This is a genomic window from Saccharothrix sp. DSM 118769, from assembly GCF_052936295.1.
On record NZ_CP193627.1, the window covers coordinates 7,585,619 to 7,609,638 of the forward strand.

Sequence of the window (24,020 nt, forward strand, 5' to 3'; positions counted from 1 at the left end):
CCGACTGTCAATTCACCCGGTGCGGGCGTCAGCGGTGCTTCGGCGGTGCGAAGCCCCCGATCCGGTCGAGCTCGGCGAGCACCGCCGCCGGGTCGGCGACGAGCACCACCCCCGCGGACCGCAGCGCGGTCAGGTGACCCCGGTGCGCCGGGTGGCCCGCCTGGTCCGGCGACAGCTGCGGCAGCGCCACCACCGGCGTGCCCCGGCCCAGTCCCTCGCACAGCACGGTCAGCGCCTGGTTGTCGCCGATGCCCAGGGCGAGCTTGGCCAGCGAGTTCGCCGTGGCCGGGGCGAACGCGAACGCGTCGGGCACCGGGTGCGGCTTGGGCTCCGTCGGCAGGCGCGACGTCCAGCGCACCGGCAGGTCGGTCGTGGCCCGGAGGTCGGCCAGGCGGGGTTCGAGCCACCGGGCGACGGTCGGCGTCAAGGTGATCGCCAACCGCCACCCGCGTTCGGCCAGCGGCCGGGCGAGCCCGTCCACCAGCCACGTCTCCACCCCGCCCGCCGCCGACACGACCAGCCCGAGGACCGGCGCGCCGCCCACCGGGTTGCCGCGTGCCGGGTCGCCTGCCACCGGGTCGCCCGCCACCGGGTCCACCGTCACGCGGGGCGGCGCAGCACGGCGCAGAACATGGCGTCCGTGCCGTGCAGGTGCGGCCACAGCTGCACCTGCGGCCCGTCGCCGAGGTCGGGCACGTCCGGGAAGAACTCCCGCGTGTCCAGCCGTTCCGCGCCGGTCCGCCGGGCCACGTCCGCGACCACCCCGACCGTCTCCGACAGGTGCGGCGAGCACACCACGTAGGCCACGACCCCGCCGGGGCGCACCAGCTCCAGCGCCGCCGCGAGCAGCTCGCGCTGGAGGCGGGCCAGCGGCGCGACGTCGGACGGCTGCCGCCGCCACCGCGCCTCCGGCCGCCGGCGCAGCGCGCCCAGGCCCGTGCACGGCGCGTCCACCAGCACCCGGTCGAACGACCCCGCCGGCAGGCCCGACTCGCGACCGTCCCCGACGTGCACGGTGATCGGCAGGTCGCCCGCGGCCTTGCGGATCAGGTCCGCGCGGTGCGGCGCCTTCTCCACCGCCTCCAGCGACGCGCCCGTCAGCACCGCCAGCGAGGCCAGCACCACGGCCTTGCCGCCCGGCCCCGCGCACAGGTCCAGCCACCGCTCGTCGGGTCCCTCCAGCGGGACCCTCGTCAGCGCCAGCGCGCACAGCTGGCTGCCCTCGTCCTGCACGGTCGCGAGCCGCTCGCGCACCGCGTCGAGGTCGCCCGGGTCGCCCGACCCCGGCTCCAGGTGCACCCCGTACGGCGAGTACGGGGCCACGTCGCCGCCGGTCATCGCGGCCAGCTCGTCCGCGCTGCACTGGCCCGGCCGCGCCGCCAGGTGCACGGCGGGCCTGGTGTCGTCGGCGACCAGGGCGTCCCGCAGCGGCTCGCCGCGGCTGCCCAGCGCCTCGGCGAACGCCTGCGCGATCCACCTCGGGTGGGCGTTGGCCATCGCCTGGTAGCCGATCGGGTCGGTCTCCTCGTCGGGCGCGACCTCGTCGACCCAGCCCTGCTCGTCCTGGGCGGTGACGCGCCGCAGCACGGCGTTGGCGAACCCGGCCGCGCCGGACCCCATCGCCGCGCGCACCAGGTCGACGGTCGAGGCGACCGCCGCGTGCGCCGGGATGCGGGTGCGCAGCAGCTGGTAGGCACCGAGCCGCAGCGCGTCCAGCACCGCGCCGTCCACTTCGGACAGCGGACGGTCGGAGCAGCTGGTCAGCACCGCGTCCAGCAGGCCCTGGGCGCGCAGCGAGCCGTAGGTCAGCTCGGTGGCCAGCGCCGCGTCCCGCCCGGTGATCCGGCGGTCGCGCAGCAGGCCGGGCAGCACGAGGTTGGCGTAGGAGTCGCGCTGGCGCACCGCGCGCAGCGTGTCGAGCGCGGCCTGGCGGGCCGGGTCCTCCACCGGGGGGCGCTCCGGCCCGGTGCGCCGACGCGGCGGGTGGGGCCGGTTGGGCCGCGAGGGCCGTGATGAACGCTGGGTCATGAGATCCGCTCCCCCGCCTCGACGCGGACGCCGCGCGCCCAGTCGGTGGCCGCCATCCGCTTCTTGCCCTGTGCCTGCACCTCGCCCAACGCCACCGGTTCGGTGGCCGTGCCGACCAGCACGCGCTTGCGCTCCACCCGGATCTCGCCGGGCGCGAGCGGGTCGTCCGCCGCGACCGGGGTCACCGGTCCGAGCTTGAGCCGTTCGCCGCGGAACCCCGCCCACGCGCCGGGGTCCGGGGTGACCGCGCGGGCCACCCGGTCCAACGCCGCGGCGGGCGTGGAGAAGTCCAGCCTGGCGTCGTCCACGGTCACCTTCGGGGCGTAGCTCACGCCCTCCTCGGGCTGGTCGACGGCACGCAGCGTACCGTCCCCGATGCCGTCCACAGTGGACAGCAAGAGCTTGGCCCCCGACTCGGCGAGCCTGCCGAGCAGGTCACCGGCCGTGTCGCGCTCGCGCACCCGCTCGGTGAGCACGCCGAACACGGGGCCCGCGTCCAGCGCCTTCACGATCCGGAACGTCGTCGCGCCGGTGATGTCGTCCCCGTGCCGCACAGCCGCCTGCACGGGCGCCGCGCCGCGCCACGCGGGCAGCACCGAGAAGTGCAGGTTCACCCACCCGTGGGTGGGGATGGACAGCGCGGACTCGGGCAGCAGCGCCCCGTAGGCGACCACCGGGCACAGGTCGGGCGCCAGCTCGCGCAGCCGCGCCAGGAACGCCGGGTCACCGGCCTTGGGCGGCGTCAGCACCTCGATGCCGTGCTCGTCGGCCAGGGCCGCGACGGGCGACCGCTCGACCCGGCGCCCCCGACCGGCCGGGGCGTCGGGGCGGGTCACCACGGCCACCACCTCGTGCCGGTCGGAACCGAGGAGGGCGCGCAGCGACGGCAGCGCCGGTTCGGGCGTGCCCGCGAAGACCAGGCGCATGTCAGGCCCCTCCGGACGACAGGTGGCTCCGGCGGTACCGCGGACTGGCTTGGACGAACACGCACTCTCCTAGCGTCGGGGCAGACGACAAGTCTAGGAGAGCGTCCCCGGGCTAGCTCGCCCCGCCGAACAAGGGGTGCGGCGACTGCTTCAGCACCGGCACGCCGCCGTCGAACCACGACTGCTGCCGGATGGCCCGCATGGCCTCCTTGCGGGTCGCGTCGTCCAGGCGGTCCAGGAACAGCACGCCGTCGAGGTGGTCGGTCTCGTGCTGGACGCACCGCGCCAGCAGGTCCGTGCCCTCGACCTCGACCGGCTCGCCGTGCATGTTCCAGCCGCGGGCCACGACCTGCCGGTGGCGGCGGCAGTCCCACGACATGCCGGGGATGGACAGGCAGCCCTCCGGGCCGTCCTGGAACTCGTCGCCGACCACGTCGAACGTCGGGTTGACCAGGTGACCGGCGAACCCGTCGCAGTGGTAGGTGAACACGCGCAGCCCCACGCCCAACTGCGGCGCGGCGAGCCCGGCGCCGCCGGCGTCGCTCATCGTGTCCCACAGGTCCTTGACCAGCTTGCGCAGCTCGGCGTCGAAGTCGGTGACCTCGACGGCGGGCGTGCGCAGCACCGGGTCGCCGAACAGCCGGATCGGTTGGACGGTCACGCGCTCTCCTCGCACTGGGCCTCGGTGGCCCAGTCTACGAAAGCGGCGTCAGTGTTCCAGGTCACGGCCGAGGAAGGTCACACCGAGCAGGGCGACCGCGAAGTGGCCGGCGAAGCGGGCCACCGCCACGGCCCCGGCGGTCACGGCCCCGGTGGCTCCGGCGGTCACGGCCCCGGTGGTCACGGTCCCGGTGGTCACGGCCCTGGCGGCGAAGGCCCCCGGTCGGGCCGTCCCGGCGGTGCTCGCGGCCGCACGGCGCGCCCCCACCGGGATCACCGGGGTCCTCTGCGCGGTCGTCATCGGGGCGGTCGTCATCGGGATGGTGGTCATCGCCGGCTCCTCGTCTCGTTCGTGCTCCCAGGGTCTCCCCTCCGGGTGTGCGCGTGCGTCCGCTCGGAGTACCGACCCGACCTCATCCCCCGGGATGAGGTTCGTGCGCACCCCCCTCGGCGGTTCCGGCCGGCCGCGCGGGACGTGGCGAGAGCCGTCGTGTTCGACCCGGTCGGCCGACCCCGTTCCCGGTGCGCCTCCGACGGGCGCACCGGGAACCGCCGGGTCAGCCGCGCGAGGGCCGGACCGCGCGGGCCGCCCCGCCGCCCCGCCTGGTCGGTTCGGCGGCGGCGCGCCAGCGGCCGTCGGGGAGGCGCTCCACGGCCGTGACCGAGCCGATCTCGCCCGTCGAGGTGAAGCGGTGGCCCAGGTCGCGCAGCGCCTGCGCCTCGGGACCGGCCAGGAAGGCGGCTTCCGCCTGGGTGCTCGCGGCGTTGCGCTGCGAGGCGCGCGGCGCGGCGATGGCCTGCACCAACGTCTGCCCGCGGTCCAGGCGCTGGGTCAGGACCTGGAGGACGGTGGTGATGATGCTCGCGCCGCCCGGCGACCCGAGCGCCAGGACCGGCTTGCCGTGGTCGAGGACGATCGTCGGCGACATCGACGAGCGCGGCCGCTTGCCGGGGCCGGGCAGGTTCGGGTCGGGCACACCGGGCGTGACCGGGGTGAAGGAGAAGTCGGTCAGCTCGTTGTTCAGCAGGAACCCGCGACCGGGCACCACGATGCCGCTGCCGCCCTCCTGCTCGATGGTCAGCGTGAACGCGACGACGTTGCCCCACCGGTCGGCGACCGTCAGGTGCGTGGTGTCCGTGCCCTCGTAGGGGGTCGCGGCCGGCTCGCCGCTGGTCGCGCACGGCGCCGGGTTGCGCGGGTCACCGGGGGCGACGGGGCTGGTCAGCGCCTTGGCCGGGTCGATCAGGCACGCCCGGCTGTCGGCGAACCGCTGCGAGAGCAGCTCCCGGGTCGGCACGTCGGCGAAGGCCGGGTCGCCCACCCAGCGGTTGCGGTCGGCGAAGGACAGGCGGCTGGCCTCCAGGAAGCGGTGCAGGTACTGCGCGGGCGACTCGGCCCGCAGGTCGGTGGTCTCCAGGATGTTGAGGGCCTCGCCGACCGTCGTGCCGCCGGAGGACGGCGGCGCCATGCCGAACACGTCCAGGCCGCGGTAGCGCACCTGGCTGGGCTCGCGCCGCGGGGTGTCGTAGCGGCTCAGGTCGGCGGCGGTGAGGTCGCCGGGCCGCACCACGCGGGTCGCGCCGGGCACGACCGGGGGCTGCCGCACGGCCGCGACCAGGTCACGTCCGACCGCGCCCCGGTACAGCGCGTCGACACCGTCCTCCCGCAGCTCGCGGTAGGTGTCGGCGAGGTCCGGGTTGCGGAAGGTGGTGCCGACCGCGGGCGGCGCGCCGCCCGGCAGGTACAGCGCGCGGGTCGACGTGAAGTCCCCGAACCGCGCCGCGTTGTCCGTGACCTGCCGGTTGAACGTGGCGTCCACGGTGAACCCGCGCCGCGCCAGGTCCTCCGCGGGCTTCAGCGCCCGGTCCAGGGACAGGCTGCCCCACCGCTGGAGCGCCCGCTGCCACAGCCGGGGGGTCCCCGGCACGCCGACCGACAACCCGCTGGTCACCGCCTCGGTGAACGGGATCGCGGCCCCGCCCTCCACGAACAGCTCCGCGTCGGCCGACGCGGGCGCCGTCTCCCGACCGTCCAGGGTGGACACGCGCTTGGTGCGGGCGTCGTAGTGGACGAGGAACCCACCACCGCCCATGCCCGCCGAGAACGGGTCGGTGACCCCCAGCGCGGCCGCCACGGCCACGGCGGCGTCCACCGCGTTGCCGCCGCGCCGGAGCACGTCGACCCCGATCTGCGAGGCGTCGGGGTCGACGCTGGCCACCACCCCGCCGCTGCCCACCGCCTCGGGCAGGCGCGGCGCGTCCCGCGCGGCCTGGGCGGGGCTGGTGACGAGCGGGACGAGGAGGAGGGATGCGAGGACGCTGACAGCAGTCGACCGGAGCATCGTTCCCTTCTACTCCACCCCGGGCGGACTGTGCACCGTCCGAGGTAGCAAGTCCCACTCCGCGACCGTCCGCCACGAGTCGGCGCGGGCGCTGCCCGCGATCAGCCGGACCTGACCGATCCGCGTCCGCAGGGGCAGCACCCCGGCCAACTCGCGCTCGGCGTCCCGCAGCCCCGCCGGGTCGCCGACCTCGGTGGTGCCCACGGTGAGGTGCGGGATCGTCTCGGCGAACGCCCCGCCGAACGGCGGCCAGTCGGGGAACCGCCGCCACACCGCCTCGGTCAACGCCCGGAACGGCGCGGCGGGCTCGGGCGCCAGCCAGAGCACGTCCTCCCCGAACCACTCGGTCCGCCGGAACGCGCACCCGAAGGCCGGGGCACCCGCCACCACCTCGCCGAGCGCGTCGAGCACACCCAGCTCGTCGACGCGGTGCGGCGGCACGAACGGGTAGAGCACGGTGACGTGCGCCGGCACACCCCACCCGGCCGAGCGGTCCAACCGCCGCCGGTACCGCCCGACCACCGGGTCGGCGGCGGGCACCGGCACGATCACCGCCGTCTCCTCCGCCCAGCTCAGGTCCCCCATGTCCCTCATGGTCCCACCGACCGCCACGCGCCACACCGCCCTTCACGCCCCCGAGAGGGCCCCGGTGCCGAACCAGGTGCTCCACGCGGTGAGGAGGGTGGCGTCGGGCTGCGGATCGGTCGTCGTGGAGACCCAGGCGGTGTGCCCGTCGGGACGGATCAGCAGACCTTCGAGGTCGGGGTGCTCGGGACACCGGGCGTCGTGGACGTCGATCCCGCCGGCCGCGCCGACCTCGTTGCCCGCGCCGACCGGCAGGAAGCGGTCACCGGGTCGGAGGAGCACCGGACGCGCGGGCCGGAGCAGTTCCGCGACGCTGGTGCGCTCCCCGCCGACCACCAGCGCCAGGTTCGGCGTGAGCCTGCCCGTCCACGGGTGTTCTCCGGGAACCCGGGGCCCGTACCGGGTGTCCACCCCCGCGACGAGTTCGGCCAGGTGCGTGCCGACCGCCGGCAGGGCGGCGAGCTCGCCGAACAGGTCCCGGACCGGGTCGAGGTCGGGACGGGACCGGCCGAGGATCGACTGCGCCCGCGTGGTCCGCAGCAGGCGGAGCCCGACCTCGTGCCGCTCCCGGTGGTAGCTCTCCAGCAGCCCGGCCGGCGCATGGCCGAGCGCGGTGGCGGCCAGCTTCCAGCCCAGGTTGACCGCGTCCGCCAACGCCACGTTCACCCCCACCGCGCCCGCCGGCGGGTGGATGTGCGCGGCGTCCCCGGCGAGGACGACCCGGCCCGCGACGTAGCGGTCCGCTTGCCTGGCCGCGTCGGAGAACCGGGTGAGCCAGCGCGGATCGCGGAGTTCCACCGACCGGCCGAGCGTCTCGTCCAGCACCCGCTGGAAGTAGGCCGGCTCCACCGGCCCGTCGCGGTCGGCGGGCGGGACCGGCTCGTCCAGCACGATCCGCACGTAGCCGGGCCGCGGGATCACGAACACCGCGCCCCGCTCACCGGCCGTCACCCCGAACGGCAGGGCGTCCGGGTCCGCCAGTTCCACGTCCGCGAGCAGGCTGAACGCGGCGGCCGCGATGCCCGGAAAGCCGATCCCGGCGAGTTTCCGCACGACGCTGCGGCTGCCGTCGCACCCGACGAGGTGGCCGACCCGCCTGCGCTCGTGGCCGTCGCCGACCCGGGTGGTCACGTCGACCCCGTCACCTTCCTGGTCGAGGCCGGTCACCTCGTGGCCCCACGACACCGGCACGCCCAGCTCGGCCAGCCACTCCTCCAGGAGTTCCTCGACCCGGGTCTGCGCGATGCCGAGCACGTAGGGGTGATCGGTGTCCATCGTGCTCAGGTCCAGGGGCCGGCGGGGATCGGCGAACATCCCGTACGGCACCGTCGGCCCCTCCGCGAGGAAGCGGTCGACCACACCGCGCCGGTCCAGCAGCTCCAGGCTGCGGGCGTTGAGCGTGAAGCCCCGGCAGAACGGTGACCGCCGCGGCAACCGGTCCACCACCTCCACCTCGACCCCGGCCAACGCCAGCTCCGCCGCCAGCATCAACCCGGCCGGGCCCGCCCCGACCACCAGCACCGTCACCGCGTGCCCCGTCCCGCGCGTCGATGTTCCCCGTGCCGACGTCCTCCGTGCCGACGTCCCCCGGTCGGCGTGCCCCGGACCGCCGGGCTCACCCGGCCCCGCCGTCGCCGCCGACCCACCCGGTCACCGCCTCCGGCCAGGCCAGCCGCCCGGCCGCGATGTCGTCGGTGATCTCGTCGAGCCAGCCCAACTCGGCCTCCAGCATCCGCACCGCGTACTCGGCCTCGACCACGAACAGGCGCGGCACCTCACCGGCCTCCAGCACCTCCCGGTGCCCGCGCCGGACGTCCGCCAGCGACGCCCGCGTCCGTTCGGCCCGCTCCCGCAGCGCCTCCAGGGCACCGTCCGGCCCGAGCGCGCCGAGGTAGCTGACCGCCGCCAGGAACTTCGGGTACTCGTCCGCCGGGACGCGGATCAGCTCGTCGACCCAGCGCACGAACTCCCGACGCCCCACCTCGGTGTGCTGGTAGACGGTCCGTTCCGGTCGTGCGCCGACCCGGACGGTCTCGCGCGCCTCGATCCACTCGGCCCGTTCCAGCGCCCGGACCACGTCGTACAGGGAGCCGGTGGTCACCTTGAAAGCCCGGTCCATCCCGCGTTCCCGCAGTGTGGCGACCATGGCGTGCGGGTGCATCGGCGCCTCCAACAACAAGCCCAGCACCGCCAACCCCAGTGGGTTGGACGCCGGACGTCGTTCCCGTGCAGCCATCGACTCGCCTCCAATCACTCGGAACCGAGTATTTGGCACCGAGTGATTGCTGTCAAGATCGACCCTTGCCCGCGCCGTGCCCGGTCAGAGGACTTCCAGGGGGTCCAGTTTCACCCGGACGGCTTCCGGTTCTTTTCGGGCGCTGCGGATGGCCTGGATTTCGCTCAGGGTGGCCGCCAGGGCTCGGCCTTCGGCCCTCGGGACCCTGACCAGGGCTCGTTCCCGGTCGTCGGCCAGGGGGACGGGGCCGAGGATCTCGCCCGAGTCGGGGAGGCGGAGTTCTCCGAGGAGGCCGGCCAGGGCTTCCGGGGTGCCGTCGACGGTGGCCATGCGGACCGCCGGGGGGAAGCCCAGTTCCACCCGGGCCGCCAGTTCCTGGCGGGCGTGCCAGACCGGGTCCCAGCGGACCAGGGCCTGGACCGGCGCGAGGGACGAGTCGGCGATGACGACCACCCTGCCCGCCTCGTGGACCAGGGCGGCGGCGGTCATCCAGCGGCGCAGCGCCTCCTCGGAGGCCCTCAGGTCGGCCCGGGTGAGCAGCGCCCAGCCGTCGAGGAGGAGGGCCGCGCCGTAGCCGCCCTCGGCCACCGGTTCGGCGCCGGGGGTCGAGACGACCAGGGACGACCCTCTGGGGATGGCGGACAGCACCTCGTCCCCGCCCGAGGTGCGGACCGGGACGCCGCTGAACGCCCGGCCCAGTTCCTCCGCCGTGCGGCGGGCACCGATGATCTGCCCCCGGAGGCGTCGGGAGCCGCAGGCCGGGCAGCGGAACGCGGCCTCGGTGGCACCGCACCAGCGGCAGTAAGCGGGCCTCGGCACCCCGTCCTGGGTGCCGCCCGGGAGGGCCAGGGGGCCGGCGCAGCGGCGGCAGCGGGCCGGCGCCCGGCACTGCCCGCACGCCAGGGCCGGCACGTACCCCCGCCGCGGGACCTGGATCAGGACCGGGGTGTCGGCCGCGAGGGCCGCCCGGGCCGCGTCGAAGGCGATGGACGGCAGCCGCGCCGAGCGCGCCGCCGGGTCCTTCACCTCCTGCCAGTCGTTGTCGCCGACCGCGGCCACCCGCGGGGCCGCGGCACGCAGCGTCTCGCGGGCCGCCACCACCTCGTGCGCCCAGCCGCTGTCCACCAGCAGCTGCGCCTCGGCGGTCCGCGCGAACCCGCCGACCAGCAGCGACGCCCCCGTCAGGTGGGAGCGCTGCACCAGCACGTCCCGGACGTTCGGGTAAGGCATCCTGGGTTCGACGTGCAGGTCGTCGCCGTCGTCCCACACCGCGACCAGACCGAGGTCGTGCACGGGCGCGAACGACGCCCCGCGCGTGCCCAGCACGATCCGCACCACGCCCCGCCGCACGGCCAGCCACCGCTTGTACCGCTCGGACGGCCCGAGGTCGGCGGACAGCGCCACCACGCCGGCCTCGCCGACCAGCGCCGCGCACGCCGCGTGCAGCCTCGCCAGGTCGCGGTGGTCGGGCACGACGACCAGCGCGCCCCTCCCCGTGCTCGCCACGGACGCCGCCGCCTCGGCCAGCCGGGCGGGCCAGTCCTCGGCGGGCAGCGCCTGCCACACCGCTCGCGCGGCACGGCCGGACCGCAGGGCGTCGAGCAGGTTCGACCCGAACGGGTACCGCGCCCACCCCGTGTCCGGCGGGGCCTCGGGCACGGGCGCGGGCTCACCCGACGGCCTCGCCTCGACCCGGGCGTGCCGGGGCGGGACGGCCATCCGCAGCACGTCGATCAACGAGCCCGCGTACCGGTCGGCCACGGCGCGCGCCAGCTCCGCCACCTCGGGCGAGAGCACCGGCTCAGGCGATATGATCTTGTCAAGGAACGTGAGCTTGCGCCCGTACTCCGAGGATTCGACCCGTTCCAGCAGGTAGCCGTCGACCAACTGCCCGGCGAACCGCACGCGCACCCGGCAGCCCGGCACCGCGTCCGCGTCCTGCTCGGTGGACACCTGGTAATCGAACGGCCGGTCGAGGTGCGCCAACGGCACGTCGACGGACACGCGGGCAACCGGCAGCGAGGCGGCGGGGACCCGCTCCCCGCGCCTTGCGCTCGCCTTACCCGCCGCCACGAGTGGAGGTCTACCAGAGACCGGTGTGGCGGTTGTCGACCCGGGTGGGCACGTCGGGCCCGTCCCGCACGCTGTCGGGGCGGCGATGCGGGGAGCCGGCGGAGGGACGGAGGGCTTGGTGCTGTGGTGTGAGGGTCATGGAACCAGTATCGAACCTGTGTTCGATTACTGCAAGATCACGATCGGGTGATCACAGGGGTGGACGTCCTCGCGCAGGCGGCGTTCGTGACGACGCGGGCGGGGACGGCAGGGCGCCGTGCTGCGGTGTGCCAGGCGATGGTGGGCGGCCGGATTTGTCGGTGCTTGGGAGGAAAATGACAGCAGGGGTCCCCCGGGAGGGGACCCCTGCGTCAGCTTCAGCGCCGTGGAGGCGTGGAGCCGGATGTCGAACTCGTGGGTCGCGAGCGCATGACACACCGGTCATGAGCGCATGACTCGCGGGTCGTGAGCGTTGGACTCGCGGGTCGTGAGCGTCGGACTCGCGGGTGGTCAGGCGCCGGCGGCGGCGCGGAGGGCGTCCGCGCGGTCGGTGTTCTCCCAGGGGAGGTCGACGTCGGTGCGGCCGAAGTGGCCGTAGGCGGCGGTCGGGGCGTAGATCGGGCGCAGCAGGTCCAGGTCGCGGATGATCGCGGCCGGGCGCAGGTCGAAGACCTCGGTGATCGCCTGCTGGATCTTGAGCGGGTCGACCGTCTCGGTGCCGAAGGTCTCCACGAACAGGCCCACCGGGGCCGCCTTGCCGATCGCGTACGCCACCTGCACCTCGATGCGCGTCGCCAGGCCCGCCGCCACCGCGTTCTTCGCCACCCAGCGCATCGCGTACGCCGCCGAGCGGTCCACCTTCGACGGGTCCTTGCCCGAGAACGCGCCACCGCCGTGCCGCGCCATGCCGCCGTAGGTGTCCACGATGATCTTGCGGCCGGTCAGGCCCGCGTCGCCCATCGGACCGCCGATGACGAACCGGCCCGTCGGGTTCACCAGCAGCCGCACGTTCGAGGTGTCCAGGCCCAGCGAGGCGATCTCCGGGGCCACCACGTGCTCGCGCACGTCCACCCCGAGCAGCTTCTCCAGGTCGATGCCGTCCGCGTGCTGGGTGGAGACCACCACCGTGTCCAACCGCACCGGCTGGTCGCCCGCGTACTCGATCGTCACCTGCGTCTTGCCGTCCGGTCGCAGGTACGGCACGGTGCCGTCCTTGCGCACCGCGGACAGCCGCCGCGACAGCCGGTGCGCCAGCGCGATCGGCAGCGGCATCAGCTCGGGCGTGTCGGTGCACGCGTAGCCGAACATCAGGCCCTGGTCGCCCGCGCCCTGCTTGTCGATGTCGTCGGAGGCGTCGCCGAGGCGCTCCTCGTAGGCGGTGTCCACACCCTGGGCGATGTCCGGGGACTGGGACCCGATCGCGACGTTCACCCCGCAGGAGTAACCGTCGAAGCCCTTCGCCGACGAGTCGTAGCCGATCTCGACGATCTTCTCCCGCACGATCGACGGGATGTCCGCGTACGCCTCGGTCGTCACCTCGCCCGCGACGTGCACCTGACCCGTCGTGACCAGCGTCTCCACGGCCACGCGCGAACGGGGGTCCTTCGACAGCAGGGCGTCCAGGATCGAGTCGCTGATCGCGTCGCTGATCTTGTCGGGGTGCCCCTCGGTCACCGACTCACTGGTGAACAGCCTGCTGCTGTGCTGGCCCACGGCACTCCCTAACTGTACGGATCTCGGGTATGGCCCCAAGCTAGTCAAGCTTACTGAGCGTTCGTCGGAGGACGGCTCAAAGTTCTTCGGGTCGCCCGATGACATCCCACACAGCGGACGCGAGTTGCGCCTTGGAGCCGTGCGGGATAGGGGTCTCGGCGCCGCCGGCGGACAGCAGCCACCCGGCGTTGTCCTCGACCTCGAACGCCCGGCCGTCGCCGACGGCGTTGACCACGAGCCAGTCGCAGCCCTTCCGCTTCAGCTTCGCCCGCCCGTACTCCAGGACGCCCGTCGTGGCGTCGCCGGTCTCGGCGGCGAACCCGACGACGACCTGGCCGGGGCGGCGGGCGGCGACGAGTTCGGCGAGGATGTCGGGGTTGCGGGTGAGCGCCACGGGGTCGGGGTCCCGGTCGGACTTCTTGATCTTGTGCTCGGCGAGGGCGACGGGCCGGAAGTCGGCCACGGCCGCGGCCATCACGAGCACGTCGGCGGTCTCGGCGGCGGTGTGCATCGCCGAGCGCAGCTCGGCGGCGGAGCCGACGCGGACCAGGTCGACGCCGGCGGGCGTGACGAGGTCGGCGGTGTGGGCGGCGACGAGGGTGACGCGCGCGCCGCGCTGGGCGGCCACGCGGGCGAGCGCCCAGCCCTGCCGGCCGGACGAGCGGTTGCCCAGGTAGCGGACGGGGTCGAGCGCCTCGCGGGTGCCGCCGGCGGACACGGCGACGTGCAGGCCCTCCAGGTCGCGCGGCAGCGCGTCGGGGCGCGCCAGCAGCAACCGGGCCAGGTCGACGATCTCGGCGGGTTCGGGCAGCCGGCCCTTGCCGGTGTCCTTGCCGGTGAGCCGGCCGCTGGCGGGTTCGGCGACGACGACGCCGCGCGAGCGCAGCAGCGCCACGTTGGCCCGCGTGGCCGGGTGCTCCCACATCTCGGTGTGCATGGCGGGGACCAGCAGCACGGGGCAGCGCGCGGTGAGCAGCGTGTTGGTGAGCAGGTCGTCGGCGAGGCCGTGGGCGGCCTTGGCGAGGAGGTTGGCCGTGGCGGGGGCGACGACGACCAGGTCGGCGGTCTGCCCCAGCTTCACGTGCGGCACGGAGGGCACGTCCTCGAACACGCCCGCCTGCACGGGCTGCCCGGAGAGCGCCTCGAACGTGGCGGCCCCGACGAACTTCAGCGCCCCGTCGGTGGGCACGACGCGCACGGAGTGGCCGGACTCGGTGAGCCGGCGCAGCACCTCGCACGCCTTGTACGCGGCGATGCCCCCGCCCACCCCGAGGATCACCCTGGGTCGGTCGGGGGCACCTGCGTTCCCGGTCACTCGCCTTCGGTGTGCTCGAGGAGGCCCGCGTGGATCTCCCGGAGCGCGATGGACAGCGGCTTCTCGCGCGGGCCCGGCTCGACCAGCGGGCCGACGTACTCCAGCAGGCCCTCGCCGAGCTGGGCGTAGTAGTCGTTGATCTGCCGCGCCCGCTTGGCCGCGTAGATCACCAGCGCGTACTTCGAGCTGACCTGCTCGAGCAGGTCGTCGATCGGCGGGTTGGTGATGCCCTCCGGGGAACCCGACAGCGGGCCCAGCTCGGTGTGCGTGGTCACTCGTCAACGCTCCTGCGGTTGGTGTGTCTCAGGTGGTGCGTGTCGGGGGGAGGCATCCCTCCTGGGTCGTCCCGTGCCGCTCGACGCGCGGTCGCTCACGCGCCGGGCACCGGGCCGACCACCAAGTTTAGCAAGCTCGTGGCGGCCGACCGCACGTCGGCGTTCACCACGACCTCGTCGAACTCCGGTTCGGCCGCCAGTTCTTCCTTGGCGATCTCCAGCCGGCGGGCCACCACGGCGGGGTCCTCGGTGCCGCGGCCGGTCAGCCGGCCCACCAGGTCCTCCCAGGAGGGCGGGGCCAGCATGACCAGCTGGGCCTCCGGCATGGCGGCCCTGACCTGGCGCGCGCCCTGCAGCTCGATCTCCAGCAGGGACGGCTTGCCGGACGCCAGCGCGCGCTCGACGGGGGTGCGGGGGGTGCCGTAGCAGTTGCCGGCGAACTCGGCGTGCTCCAGGAGCTCGCCGTTCCCGACCATCTTGCGGAACTCGGGCAGGTCCACGAAGTGGTAGTGGACCCCGTCGACCTCGCCCGGCCTCGGCTTCCGGGTGGTCACCGAGACGCTGAAGTGGATGTCGGGCCCCATGCGGCGCAGCTCGGCCAGCACGCTGGACTTGCCGACGCCGGAGGGCCCGGAGAGGACGGTGAGGCGGGGCCGGGCGCGTGCGCCCGACCCCGCCCCGGTGCCATCACTCACTCGCCGCTGAACTCGGTGAGCAGCGCCTTGCGCTGCCGCTCACCCAGGCCGCGCAACCGACGGGACGGAGCGATCTCAAGGCGCTCCATGATCTGCTGCGCACGCACCTTGCCGACGCCCGGAAGCGCCTCGAGCAGCGCGGACACCTTCATCTTGCCAAGGACCTCGTCGCTCTCGGCGGCCTTCAGCACGTCCGTCAGGGTCGTGCCGCCACGCTTGAGGCGCTCCTTGAGCTCAGCGCGAGCGCGACGAGCGGCAGCAGCCTTCTCCAGCGCTGCGGCCCGCTGCTCCTCGGTAAGCTGGGGAAGGGCCACGATTTCCTCCGTGGTGTGGGAATTTCAATTCTGGATCGGTGCCGCGACCGTACCGAGCGCAATTGCCTGGGTACAACGTGGGTCCCAGTCAGGTGAATCCTTCAGCGCCAGTGCGGAGCGGCGGGTGGTAGTAGTACCAACACCCCCCAACAGGTCAACCACCGCCACCGGTAACGCCTTGCGCACGACCTGTGTGGTATGCGCTCGGTGGTGGTCCGACCTGCCGGTGGGCAGGACCGTACCAGGCACCGTTTGCGCTGGTGAGCGGACCACGTGAACCGCGTCGCGATTTGATCGTGATCACATCTCCAGAGACCGCTTCACGGCGTCCACCGCAGACCGCAGAGTTGCGGTCCCGGGACCGTGCCCGAGCACGTCCCGGGAGGACGTCGGGAGCACTCCGGACAGCTCCGGGCCGAACACCGAACGCAGGTCCGCCACGGTCGCCCCCTGCGCCCCGAAGCCCGGCGCGAGAACGTATCCGTGCAGGTCAGAGAGGTCCAGGCGGTGATCGCCCACGGTCGCGCCGATCACCAGGCCGACATCGCCGAGCGGGTCGGCGCCGGCGTTCGCGCGGGCCGCCGCGTCCACGACGGCCTGCGCGACGGAGCGCCCGTCGGGGCCCATCGCGCGCTGCACGGAGGGCCCTTCCGGATTGGAAGTCAACGCGAGCGCGAATATTCCGCGCCCGTTCGCGACGGCCGTGTCGAGGGCCGGGTCGAGCGACCCGAACCCGAGGTACGGCGACACGGTGACGGCGTCGCCGGCCAGCGGCGAGCCCTCGGTGAGGTAGGCGGCGGCGTAGGCGGCCATCGTCGAACCGATGTCACCGCGCTTCGCGTCGACCAGCACGAGCGTGCCGCTGTCCCGGAGGTCCGAAATGACCCTTTCCAGGACGGCGACGCCGCGTGAACCGTGCGCCTCGAAGAAGGCCGACTGCGGCTTGACGAGCGCCACGCGGCCCGCGAACGCCTCCACGCACGTCAGCGCGAACCGCTCCAGCCCGGAGGCGTCCCGGGGCAGCCCCCAGGACTCCAGCAGGCCGGGGTGCGGGTCGATGCCGACGCACAGCGGCCCGTGCTCCGCGACCGCCGCCCCCAGCCGCGCCCCGAACCTCACTCGCCACCCCGCAGGGCCGCCTGGAGGGCCTGGAGGGGCCGCACGCCGATGTCACCGCGGATCGCGGCCTCGATGCCGTGCACGGCCGCCGCCGCGCCCTGGATGGTCGTCACGCACGGGATGTCCTTGGCCACCGCCGCGGTGCGGATCTCGTAGCCGTCCACGCGCGGCCCGGCGTTGCCGTACGGGGTGTTGATGACCAGGTCGACGGTGCCGTCGAGGATCGCCTCCACCACGTTCCCGGCGCCCTCGAAGTGCTTGCGGACGACCGTGCACGGGATGCCGTTGCGCCGGAGCACCTCGGCCGTGCCCGACGTCGCCAGCACCTCGAAGCCCAGGTCGGAGAGCCTCTTCACGGGGAAGATCATGGCCCGCTTGTCCCGGTTGGCGACCGACACGAACACCCGGCCCGAGGTGGGCAGGGAGCCGTAGGAGGCGGTCTGGGACTTGGCGAACGCCATGCCGAACGACACGTCGATGCCCATGACCTCGCCGGTCGACTTCATCTCCGGGCCGAGCAGCGAGTCCACGCCCTTGCCCTCCGGCGTGCGGAACCGGTGGAACGGCAGGACGGCCTCCTTGACCGCGACCGGGGCGTGCGGGGGCAGCTTGGCGCCGTCGCCGGTGGCCGGCAGCAGGCCCTCGGCGCGCAGCTCCGCGACGGTGGTCCCGAGCATGATCCGGGCGGCGGCCTTGGCCAGCGGCACCGCGGTCGCCTTCGACACGAACGGCACGGTGCGCGAGGCGCGCGGGTTGGCCTCCAGGACGTAGAGCACGTCGTCCTTGAGGGCGTACTGGACGTTGAGCAGGCCGCGCACGCCGATGCCCCGCGCGATGGCGAGGGTGGAGCGGCGCACGTTGTCGATGTCGGTGTCCCCGAGGGTGATCGGGGGCAGCGTGCACGCCGAGTCGCCGGAGTGCACGCCGGCCTCCTCGATGTGCTCCATCACACCGCCGATGAACACCTCCTCGCCGTCGAAGAGGGCGTCCACGTCGATCTCGATGGCGTCGTCGAGGAACCGGTCGACCAGCACCGGGTGCTCCGGGCTGACCTCGGTCGCGCGGTCGATGTAGCCGTGCAGCGACTCCTCGTCGTAGACGATCTCCATGCCGCGGCCGCCGAGCACGTACGACGGCCGCACCAGCACCGGGTAGCCGATCTCGTCGGCGATGGCCTTGGCCTGGGCGAACGAGGTGGCCGTGCCGTACTTCGGGGCGGGCAGGCCCGCGTCGGTCAGCACCTGGCCGAACGCGCCGCGGTCCTCGGCGAGGTGGATGGCGTGCGGCGGGGTGCCCACGATGGGCACGCCCGCGTCCGCGAGGCGCTGCGCGAGGCCCAGCGGCGTCTGGCCGCCGAGCTGCACGATGACGCCCGCGACGGTGCCGGACCGCTGCTCGGAGTGCACGACCTCCAGCACGTCCTCGAAGGTCAGCGGCTCGAAGTAGAGCCGGTCCGAGGTGTCGTAGTCGGTGGAGACGGTCTCCGGGTTGCAGTTGACCATCACGGTCTCGTACCCGGCGGCGCGCAGCGCCATGGCCGCGTGCACGCACGAGTAGTCGAACTCGATGCCCTGGCCGATGCGGTTCGGGCCGGAGCCCAGGATGAGCACCTTGGGCTTGTCGGGCTGCGCGGTGACCTCGGTCTCGGCGTCGGGGTCCAGCTCGTAGGCCGAGTAGTGGTACGGGGTCTTCGCGGCGAACTCGGCGGCGCAGGTGTCGACGGTCTTGTAGACCGGGCGCACGCCGAGCCGGTGGCGCAGCGCCCGCACGCCGTCCTCGCCGGCCAGCTCGTCGCGCAGGGCGGCCAGCTGGCGGTCGGACAGGCCGGCGCGCTTGGCCTTGCGCAGCAGGTGCTGGTCGAGCACGGGCGCGGTCTCGATCTCGCGGCGCAGCTCCACCAGCCACGCCATCTGCTCGACGAACCACGGGTCGATGCCCGACGCCGCGTGCACCTGCTCGACGGTGGCGCCGAGCCGCAGGGCGCGGTCGACGGTGTAGAGGCGCCCGTCGTGGCCCGCGCGCAGGGCGTCCAGGGTGGACTCCAGCGTCTCGTCCGGGTCGGGCGTGGTCCAGAAGCCGGCGGCCTTGGTCTCCATGGACCGCAACGCCTTGCCGAGGGCCTCGATGAAGCTGCGGCCGATCGACATGGCCTCGCCGACGGACTTCATGGTCGTGGTGAGGGTGCGGTCGGCGCCGGGGAACTTCTCGAACGCGAACCGCGGCACCTTCACCACGACGTAGTCCAGCGTCGGTTCGAAGGACGCGGGCGTCTCGCCGGTGATGTCGTTGCGGATCTCGTCGAGCGTGTAGCCGATGGCGAGCTTCGCGGCGATCTTGGCGATCGGGAAGCCGGTGGCCTTCGACGCCAGCGCGGACGAGCGGGACACGCGCGGGTTCATCTCGATGACGACCATGCGGCCGTTCTCGGGGTTGATCGCGAACTGGATGTTGCAGCCGCCGGTGTCCACGCCGACCTCGCGGATGACCGCGATGCCGACGTCGCGCATGTGCTGGTACTCGCGGTCGGTGAGCGTCATCGCCGGGGCCACGGTCACCGAGTCGCCGGTGTGCACGCCCATCGGGTCGATGTTCTCGATGGAGCAGACGACGACCACGTTGTCGTTGCGGTCGCGCATCAGCTCCAGCTCGTACTCCTTCCAGCCGAGCACGCTCTCCTCGATCAGCACCTCGGTGACCGGGGACTCGGCGAGACCGCCGGCGGCGAGCCGCTCCAGCTCCTCGGGGGTGTGCGCCATGCCCGAGCCGAGGCCGCCCATGGTGAACGAGGGCCGGATGACGACCGGCAGGCCCAGGTCGGCGACGGTCTCGCGGACCTCCTCCATGCTCCTGCAGACGGCGCTGCGCGGCACCTCGGCGCCGATCCGGCGCACCAGGTCCTTGAAGACCTGCCGGTCCTCGCCGCGCTGGATGGCGTCGATGTCCGCGCCGATCAGCTCGACGTCGAACTTCTCCAGCACGCCCCGCTCGTGCAGGGCGATGGCGGTGTTCAGGGCGGTCTGGCCGCCCAGGGTGGCGAGGATGGCGTCGGGCCGCTCGGCGGCGATGACCTTCTCGACGAACTCCGGGGTGATGGGCTCGACGTAGGTGGCGTCGGCGAACTCCGGGTCGGTCATGATCGTCGCCGGGTTGGAGTTCACCAGGGAGACCCGCAGGCCCTCCTCGCGCAGCACGCGGCACGCCTGGGTGCCGGAGTAGTCGAACTCGCAGGCCTGCCCGATGACGATCGGGCCGGAGCCGATGACCAGAACGTGCTTGAGATCAGTCCTCTTCGGCATGTCAGCGGCCCTCGCTCGTCGTCTGTCCACCGGCGTTGCCGGCCATGAGGTTGCAGAACTCGTCGAACAGCGGGGCGGCGTCGTGGGGGCCGGCCGCCGCCTCCGGGTGGTACTGCACGCTGAACGCGGGCACGTCGAGCGCGCGCACGCCCTCCACGGTGCCGTCGTTCGGGCAGAAGTGGCTGAGCTGGACGCGGCCGAAGTCGGAGGAGAACTCCTCCCCCGGCTCGCCCTCCAGCGCGAACCCGTGGTTCTGGGACGTGATGGCCACCTTGCCGGTCGCCACGTCGATGACGGGGATGTTGAGGCCGCGGTGCCCGTAGCGCATCTTGTAGGTCTCGCGGCCCAGGGCGCGGCCGAGGATCTGGTTGCCGAAGCAGATGCCGAACAGCGGCGTACGGCGCTCCAGCACGGCGCGGGTCAGCTCGACGGCGTGCGCCTGGGTGGCCGGGTCGCCGGGACCGTTGGACAGGAACACCCCGTCCGGGGCCAGCGCGGCGATGTCGTCGATGGTGGAGGTCAGGGGCAGGACGTGCACCTCGATGCCGCGGGCGGCCATCATCCGCGGCGTGTTGGACTTGATGCCCAGGTCGAGGGCGGCCACGGTGAACCGGCGCTCGCCGACGGCCTCCACGACGTAGGTCTCGGGCGTGGTCACGTCGCCCGCGAGGTCCGCGCCCTTCATGCCGGGCGCGGTGCGGACGCGCTCCAGCATCTCCGCGTCGGTGCCCAGCTCGTCGCCGGAGAACACGCCGGCGCGCATCGCGCCCCGCTCGCGCAGGTGGCGGGTGAGCATCCGGGTGTCGATGCCGGCGATGCCGACGATCCCCTGCCGGGCCAGCTCCTCGTCCAGGCCCCGGCGCGAACGCCAGTTCGACGGCACGCGCGCCGGATCGCGCACCACGTACCCGGCGACCCAGATGCGGCCGGACTCGTCGTCCTCGTCGTTCCAGCCGGTGTTGCCGATCTGCGGTGCGGTCTGCACCACGATCTGACGGTGGTAGGAGGGGTCCGTCAGGGTCTCCTGGTACCCGGTCATGCCGGTGGAGAACACCACCTCGCCGAGGCTGGCGCCGGTGGCGCCGTAGCCCTCGCCGCGGAACACGCGGCCGTCTTCCAGCACCAGTGCCGCGTTCGTCATCGCTTGCCTCCCAGCGCCTGCACCCACTGCTCGTACACGTCCTTGTCGTCGCCCCGGAACCCGGTGTCGAACACCTGGTCCCCGAGCTTCCAGCGCACGACCAGGAGGCCGTCCGCCGTCATCACCTTGCCCGCCAGACCGCGTGCGGTCCGGGCGCCCTCGACCCGGGCCGAGGGGATCCACAGCGGGCTCGCGCCCTCGCGGTCCACCAGCACGCCCCGGTCGGTGAGCTTCAGCGTCGCGTCGGCGCGGTGGCCGACGTCGCCGACGACGACCCGGTCCTGCCAGTCGTCGCCGATCGTCGTGCCGACGTACACGCCGGTCGTCTCCAGCACGGTGGCGCCGGGGTCGGCGGGCGGCTGCGGGAACTCCGCCAGCACGCCCTCCTGCCTGCGCTTGCGGCCCTGCCAGCCGCGCCACATGCCGTAGAGGCAGAGCAGGAAGATCGCCAGCACGGCCAGGGACAGCAGCACGCGGCTCATGCGGGGACCCTCCCGCCGGTCGCGGTCACGCGCCCGCGCAGCACGGTCGCGACGACCCGGCCGGGCAGCTCCATGCCCTCGAAGGGGGTGTTCGCGGCGACGCTGGCGAACTCCGCACCGCGCACCACCCACGTGGCGCCCGGGTCGACGAGGGTCAGGTTCGCGGGCTCGCCCACCTCGATCGGGCGACCCTGGTCGGGCAGGCCCGCGATGGCGGCGGGCCGTTCGCTCATCACCCGCGCCACACCGCGCCAGTCCAGCAGGCCGGTGTTCACCATGGTCTCCACCACGACCGACAGCGCGGTCTGGAGGCCGAGCATGCCGGGTCGGGCGGCGGACCACTCGCAGTCCTTGTCCTGGACGGCGTGCGGCGCGTGGTCGGTGGCCACGCAGTCGATGACGCCGTCGGCCAGCGCCCGGCGCAGGGCCTCCGCGTCGTCGCTCGTGCGCAGCGGCGGGTTGACCTTGTTCACCGGGTCGTAGGTGGCCAGGCGCTCGTCGGTGAGCAGCAGGTGGTGCGGGGTGACCTCGGCGGACACCTCCGTGCCGCGGGCCTTGGCCCAGGCCAGCACGTCCGCGGTGCCCGCGGTGGACACGTGGCACACGTGCAGCCGGGCGCCGACCTGCTTCGCGAGCAGGCAGTCGCGGGCCACGACCGCCTCCTCGGCGGCGGCGGGCCAGCCCTGCAGGCCCAGGCGGGACGCCCGCTCCCCCTCGTGGGCCTGCGCGCCGACGGTGAGCCGGGGCTCCTCGGCGTGCTGCGCGACGACCACGTCCAGCGCCTTGCTGTACTCCAGGGCGCGGCGCATGAGCAGCGGGTCGTGCACGCAGTGGCCGTCGTCGGAGAACACCCGCACGCCGGCCTTGGCCATCGTGCCCAGCTCGGCGAGCTTCTCGCCGGCCAGGCCCACGGTGACCGCGCCGACCGGGTGCACGTCGACCAGGCCGACCTCGCGGCCGCGGCGGGCGACGTGCTCGACGACCACGGCGTTGTCGGCGACCGGGTTCGTGTTGGCCATGGCGAACACCGCCGTGTAGCCGCCGAGGGCCGCCGCGGCCGAGCCGCTGGCGATGGTCTCGGTGTCCTCGCGGCCGGGTTCGCGCAGGTGGGTGTGCAGGTCGACGAAGCCGGGCAGCAGGACCGCGCCCGCGCCGTCCAGCTCATCGCCCTCCTCGGTGACCTCGCCGATCGCGGCGATGACGCCGTCGCGGACCAGCACGTCGACCGGGTCGCCCTCGCCGTACGGTCGTACTCCCCTGATGATCAAGGGACTCACGGGGTCTCCTCCTCGTGGGCAAGCAGGTGGTAGAGGACGGCCATGCGCACGTGGACGCCGTTGCGCACCTGGTCGGTGATGGCGGCGCGCGGCGAGTCGGCGACCGACGAGGCGATCTCCATGCCGCGCAGCATCGGACCGGGGTGCAGCACCACGGCGTGCTCGGGCAGCAGCTTGAGCCGGTTGTCGTTCAGGCCGTAGGCGATCGAGTACTCGCGGGCCGACGGGAAGAACCCGCCGTGCATCCGCTCGGCCTGGACGCGCAGCAGCATGACGGCGTCCTGGCCGGGCAGCTCGGCGTCCAGCTCGTGCGACACGTGCACCGGCCAGTTCCGCACGCCGGTGGGCAGCAGCGTCGGCGGTGCGACCAGCGTCACCTCCGCGCCCAGCGCGGTGAGCAGGTGCACGTTGGACCGGGCGACCCGGCTGTGCAGCACGTCACCCACGATCGCCACCCGCTTGTCGCGCAGGTCGCCGAGGCGTTCCCGCAGCGTGGCGGCGTCGAGCAGGGCCTGGGTGGGGTGCTCGTGCATGCCGTCGCCGGCGTTGACCACGGACGTGCCCGCCTCGCGCAGCCAGCCCGCCAGGCGGTGCGCCGCGCCCGAGGCCGGGTGCCGCACGACGACGCAGTCCGCGCCGGCGGCGGCCAGGGTGAGCGCCGTGTCGCGCAGGGACTCGCCCTTGGACACGCTCGACCCGGACGACGAGACGTTCACCACGTCCGCGCTCATCCACTTGCCCGCGATCTCGAAGCTCACGCGGGTGCGGGTCGAGTTCTCGTAGAACATCGTGATGACCGTGCGTCCGCGCAACGTGGGGAGTTTGCGCACCTCACGGCCTTCGAGGGACTGCTTGAGGTTCGCCGCCGTGTCCAGGATCGCGGTCGCCTGGGCCGGGTCGATGCCCTCGGTGGTGAGCAGGTGCTTCACCTCAGCACCACCCCGTCGCGCTGGTCGAACTCCTCCAGCAGCACGTGGACCTCCTCGGTGCGCGCGGTGGGCACGTTCTTGCCCACGTAGTCCGCGCGGATGGGCAGCTCGCGGTGGCCCCGGTCGACCAGGACGGCCAGCTGGACGGCGCGCGGGCGGCCGTGGTCGCGCAGGGCGTCGAGCGCGGCGCGGATCGTGCGGCCGGAGAACAGCACGTCGTCGACGAGGACCACGAGGCGGTCGTCGACACCGCCCTCGGGCAGCTTCGTCGCCTCCAGCGGCCGGGTGGGGCCGCGGCGCAGGTCGTCCCGGTAGAGGGTCACGTCCAGGGTCCCGGTCGGCACCTCGATACCGCTGAACTCGGCGATCCGCACCGCAAGCCTGCGGGCCAGGGGGGCACCCCGACTCGGAATCCCCATCAGGACTACTTCGGGTGCGCTGGGTGCATCGAGAGCGGTCTTCTCGATGATCTGATGGGCCATTCGGGCGACGGTGCGCGCGACGTCGCCGGCCGAGAGAAGCTCGCGCTCCCCGGCCGGGTCCGTCGCGCCACGTTGACGTGGCGCCACGGTTGGACCTCCTTCCCCGCCTCGCTGGACGGGTCCTTAAAGGACGTCGGACACCCGGCTGCGACC

The 24,020-nt window shown here is 73.8% G+C and carries 22 protein-coding genes; all 22 read right to left on the reverse strand.

Annotated features, from left to right (window positions below; genetic code table 11):
• Nucleotides 1-28 precede the first annotated feature (28 nt).
• The 22 genes from ACRAKJ_RS31675 to pyrR all read right to left on the reverse strand — a co-directional run bounded on the left by ACRAKJ_RS31675 (nt 29) and on the right by pyrR (nt 23,954).
• A complete protein-coding gene (locus tag ACRAKJ_RS31675; RefSeq protein WP_438921389.1) occupies nt 29-604 on the reverse strand; it encodes a flavoprotein in 576 nt (191 codons plus the stop codon).
• Nucleotides 601-2,028 (reverse strand): transcription antitermination factor NusB, encoded by a 1,428-nt coding sequence (locus tag ACRAKJ_RS31680; RefSeq protein ID WP_438921388.1) that lies wholly within the window; start codon nt 2,026-2,028, stop codon nt 601-603. Before ACRAKJ_RS31680 ends, ACRAKJ_RS31675 begins: the two co-directional genes overlap by 4 nt.
• On the reverse strand, nt 2,025-2,954 hold the full coding sequence (gene fmt / locus ACRAKJ_RS31685) for a methionyl-tRNA formyltransferase (protein WP_438921387.1): 930 nt from the start codon (nt 2,952-2,954) through the stop codon (nt 2,025-2,027). The genes ACRAKJ_RS31680 and fmt overlap by 4 nt, the downstream gene beginning before the upstream one ends.
• Nucleotides 2,955-3,066: 112 nt before the next feature.
• The gene (gene def / locus ACRAKJ_RS31690) at nt 3,067-3,615 is read right to left on the reverse strand and encodes a peptide deformylase (RefSeq protein ID WP_438921386.1); all 549 of its coding nucleotides are present in this window, start codon (nt 3,613-3,615) and stop codon (nt 3,067-3,069) included.
• Nucleotides 3,616-3,663: 48 nt separating this feature from the next.
• The gene (locus tag ACRAKJ_RS31695) at nt 3,664-3,945 is read right to left on the reverse strand and encodes a hypothetical protein (protein ID WP_438921385.1); all 282 of its coding nucleotides are present in this window, start codon (nt 3,943-3,945) and stop codon (nt 3,664-3,666) included.
• 226 nt (nt 3,946-4,171) lie between these two features.
• On the reverse strand, nt 4,172-5,956 hold the full coding sequence (ggt, locus tag ACRAKJ_RS31700; RefSeq protein WP_438921384.1) for a gamma-glutamyltransferase: 1,785 nt from the start codon (nt 5,954-5,956) through the stop codon (nt 4,172-4,174).
• A gap of 9 nt (nt 5,957-5,965) precedes the next feature.
• Nucleotides 5,966-6,541 carry a 2'-5' RNA ligase family protein gene (locus ACRAKJ_RS31705; protein ID WP_438921383.1) on the reverse strand — a complete coding sequence of 192 codons (576 nt, stop codon included), beginning with the start codon at nt 6,539-6,541 and terminating at the stop codon, nt 5,966-5,968.
• A gap of 42 nt (nt 6,542-6,583) precedes the next feature.
• Nucleotides 6,584-8,068, reverse strand: a complete 1,485-nt coding sequence (locus ACRAKJ_RS31710) for an FAD-dependent monooxygenase (protein WP_438921382.1) — start codon at nt 8,066-8,068, stop codon at nt 6,584-6,586.
• Nucleotides 8,069-8,156: 88 nt separating this feature from the next.
• On the reverse strand, nt 8,157-8,777 hold the full coding sequence (locus ACRAKJ_RS31715) for a helix-turn-helix transcriptional regulator (RefSeq protein WP_438921381.1): 621 nt from the start codon (nt 8,775-8,777) through the stop codon (nt 8,157-8,159).
• Nucleotides 8,778-8,861: 84 nt separating this feature from the next.
• Complete coding sequence (locus ACRAKJ_RS31720) at nt 8,862-10,850, reverse strand: primosomal protein N' family DNA-binding protein (RefSeq protein WP_438921380.1); 1,989 nt, start codon at nt 10,848-10,850, stop codon at nt 8,862-8,864.
• Between the two features lie 489 nt (nt 10,851-11,339).
• Nucleotides 11,340-12,542, reverse strand: a complete 1,203-nt coding sequence (metK, locus tag ACRAKJ_RS31725; protein ID WP_438921379.1) for a methionine adenosyltransferase — start codon at nt 12,540-12,542, stop codon at nt 11,340-11,342.
• Between the two features lie 76 nt (nt 12,543-12,618).
• Nucleotides 12,619-13,821 carry a bifunctional phosphopantothenoylcysteine decarboxylase/phosphopantothenate--cysteine ligase CoaBC gene (gene coaBC, locus ACRAKJ_RS31730; protein WP_438921378.1) on the reverse strand — a complete coding sequence of 401 codons (1,203 nt, stop codon included), beginning with the start codon at nt 13,819-13,821 and terminating at the stop codon, nt 12,619-12,621.
• Between the two features lie 32 nt (nt 13,822-13,853).
• Nucleotides 13,854-14,132: a DNA-directed RNA polymerase subunit omega gene (gene rpoZ / locus ACRAKJ_RS31735; protein WP_015103666.1), complete on the reverse strand. Its 279-nt coding sequence runs from the start codon at nt 14,130-14,132 to the stop codon at nt 13,854-13,856.
• A 95-nt stretch (nt 14,133-14,227) separates the two neighbouring features.
• The gene (gene gmk, locus ACRAKJ_RS31740) at nt 14,228-14,827 is read right to left on the reverse strand and encodes a guanylate kinase (protein ID WP_438921377.1); all 600 of its coding nucleotides are present in this window, start codon (nt 14,825-14,827) and stop codon (nt 14,228-14,230) included.
• Entirely contained in the window at nt 14,824-15,141 is a 318-nt protein-coding gene (gene mihF, locus ACRAKJ_RS31745; protein WP_033427832.1) for an integration host factor, actinobacterial type, read from the reverse strand. Before mihF ends, gmk begins: the two co-directional genes overlap by 4 nt.
• A 300-nt stretch (nt 15,142-15,441) precedes the next feature.
• On the reverse strand, nt 15,442-16,260 hold the full coding sequence (pyrF, locus tag ACRAKJ_RS31750; protein WP_438921376.1) for an orotidine-5'-phosphate decarboxylase: 819 nt from the start codon (nt 16,258-16,260) through the stop codon (nt 15,442-15,444).
• A complete protein-coding gene (gene carB / locus ACRAKJ_RS31755; protein ID WP_438921375.1) occupies nt 16,257-19,556 on the reverse strand; it encodes a carbamoyl-phosphate synthase large subunit in 3,300 nt (1,099 codons plus the stop codon). The genes pyrF and carB overlap by 4 nt, the downstream gene beginning before the upstream one ends.
• 1 nt (nt 19,557) lies before the next feature.
• On the reverse strand, nt 19,558-20,697 hold the full coding sequence (carA, locus tag ACRAKJ_RS31760) for a glutamine-hydrolyzing carbamoyl-phosphate synthase small subunit (protein WP_438921374.1): 1,140 nt from the start codon (nt 20,695-20,697) through the stop codon (nt 19,558-19,560).
• Nucleotides 20,694-21,179, reverse strand: a complete 486-nt coding sequence (locus tag ACRAKJ_RS31765) for a PH-like domain-containing protein (protein WP_438921373.1) — start codon at nt 21,177-21,179, stop codon at nt 20,694-20,696. Before ACRAKJ_RS31765 ends, carA begins: the two co-directional genes overlap by 4 nt.
• Nucleotides 21,176-22,456: a dihydroorotase gene (locus ACRAKJ_RS31770; protein WP_438921372.1), complete on the reverse strand. Its 1,281-nt coding sequence runs from the start codon at nt 22,454-22,456 to the stop codon at nt 21,176-21,178. Before ACRAKJ_RS31770 ends, ACRAKJ_RS31765 begins: the two co-directional genes overlap by 4 nt.
• Nucleotides 22,453-23,385 (reverse strand): aspartate carbamoyltransferase catalytic subunit, encoded by a 933-nt coding sequence (locus ACRAKJ_RS31775; RefSeq protein ID WP_438921371.1) that lies wholly within the window; start codon nt 23,383-23,385, stop codon nt 22,453-22,455. Before ACRAKJ_RS31775 ends, ACRAKJ_RS31770 begins: the two co-directional genes overlap by 4 nt.
• A complete protein-coding gene (gene pyrR, locus ACRAKJ_RS31780) occupies nt 23,382-23,954 on the reverse strand; it encodes a bifunctional pyr operon transcriptional regulator/uracil phosphoribosyltransferase PyrR (RefSeq protein WP_316032739.1) in 573 nt (190 codons plus the stop codon). Before pyrR ends, ACRAKJ_RS31775 begins: the two co-directional genes overlap by 4 nt.
• Nucleotides 23,955-24,020 lie beyond the last annotated feature (66 nt).

Coding starts and splice junctions, on each gene's coding strand:
- ACRAKJ_RS31695 (WP_438921385.1), bottom strand. CDS start 3,945: ATGACCACCATCCCGATGACGACCGCCCCGATGACGACCGCGCAGAGG.
- ACRAKJ_RS31680 (WP_438921388.1), bottom strand. CDS start 2,028: ATGACCCAGCGTTCATCACGGCCCTCGCGGCCCAACCGGCCCCACCCG.
- carA (WP_438921374.1), bottom strand. CDS start 20,697: ATGACGAACGCGGCACTGGTGCTGGAAGACGGCCGCGTGTTCCGCGGC.
- carB (WP_438921375.1), bottom strand. CDS start 19,556: ATGCCGAAGAGGACTGATCTCAAGCACGTTCTGGTCATCGGCTCCGGC.
- ACRAKJ_RS31705 (WP_438921383.1), bottom strand. CDS start 6,541: ATGGGGGACCTGAGCTGGGCGGAGGAGACGGCGGTGATCGTGCCGGTG.
- fmt (WP_438921387.1), bottom strand. CDS start 2,954: ATGCGCCTGGTCTTCGCGGGCACGCCCGAACCGGCGCTGCCGTCGCTG.
- ggt (WP_438921384.1), bottom strand. CDS start 5,956: ATGCTCCGGTCGACTGCTGTCAGCGTCCTCGCATCCCTCCTCCTCGTC.
- ACRAKJ_RS31765 (WP_438921373.1), bottom strand. CDS start 21,179: ATGAGCCGCGTGCTGCTGTCCCTGGCCGTGCTGGCGATCTTCCTGCTC.
- ACRAKJ_RS31715 (WP_438921381.1), bottom strand. CDS start 8,777: ATGGCTGCACGGGAACGACGTCCGGCGTCCAACCCACTGGGGTTGGCG.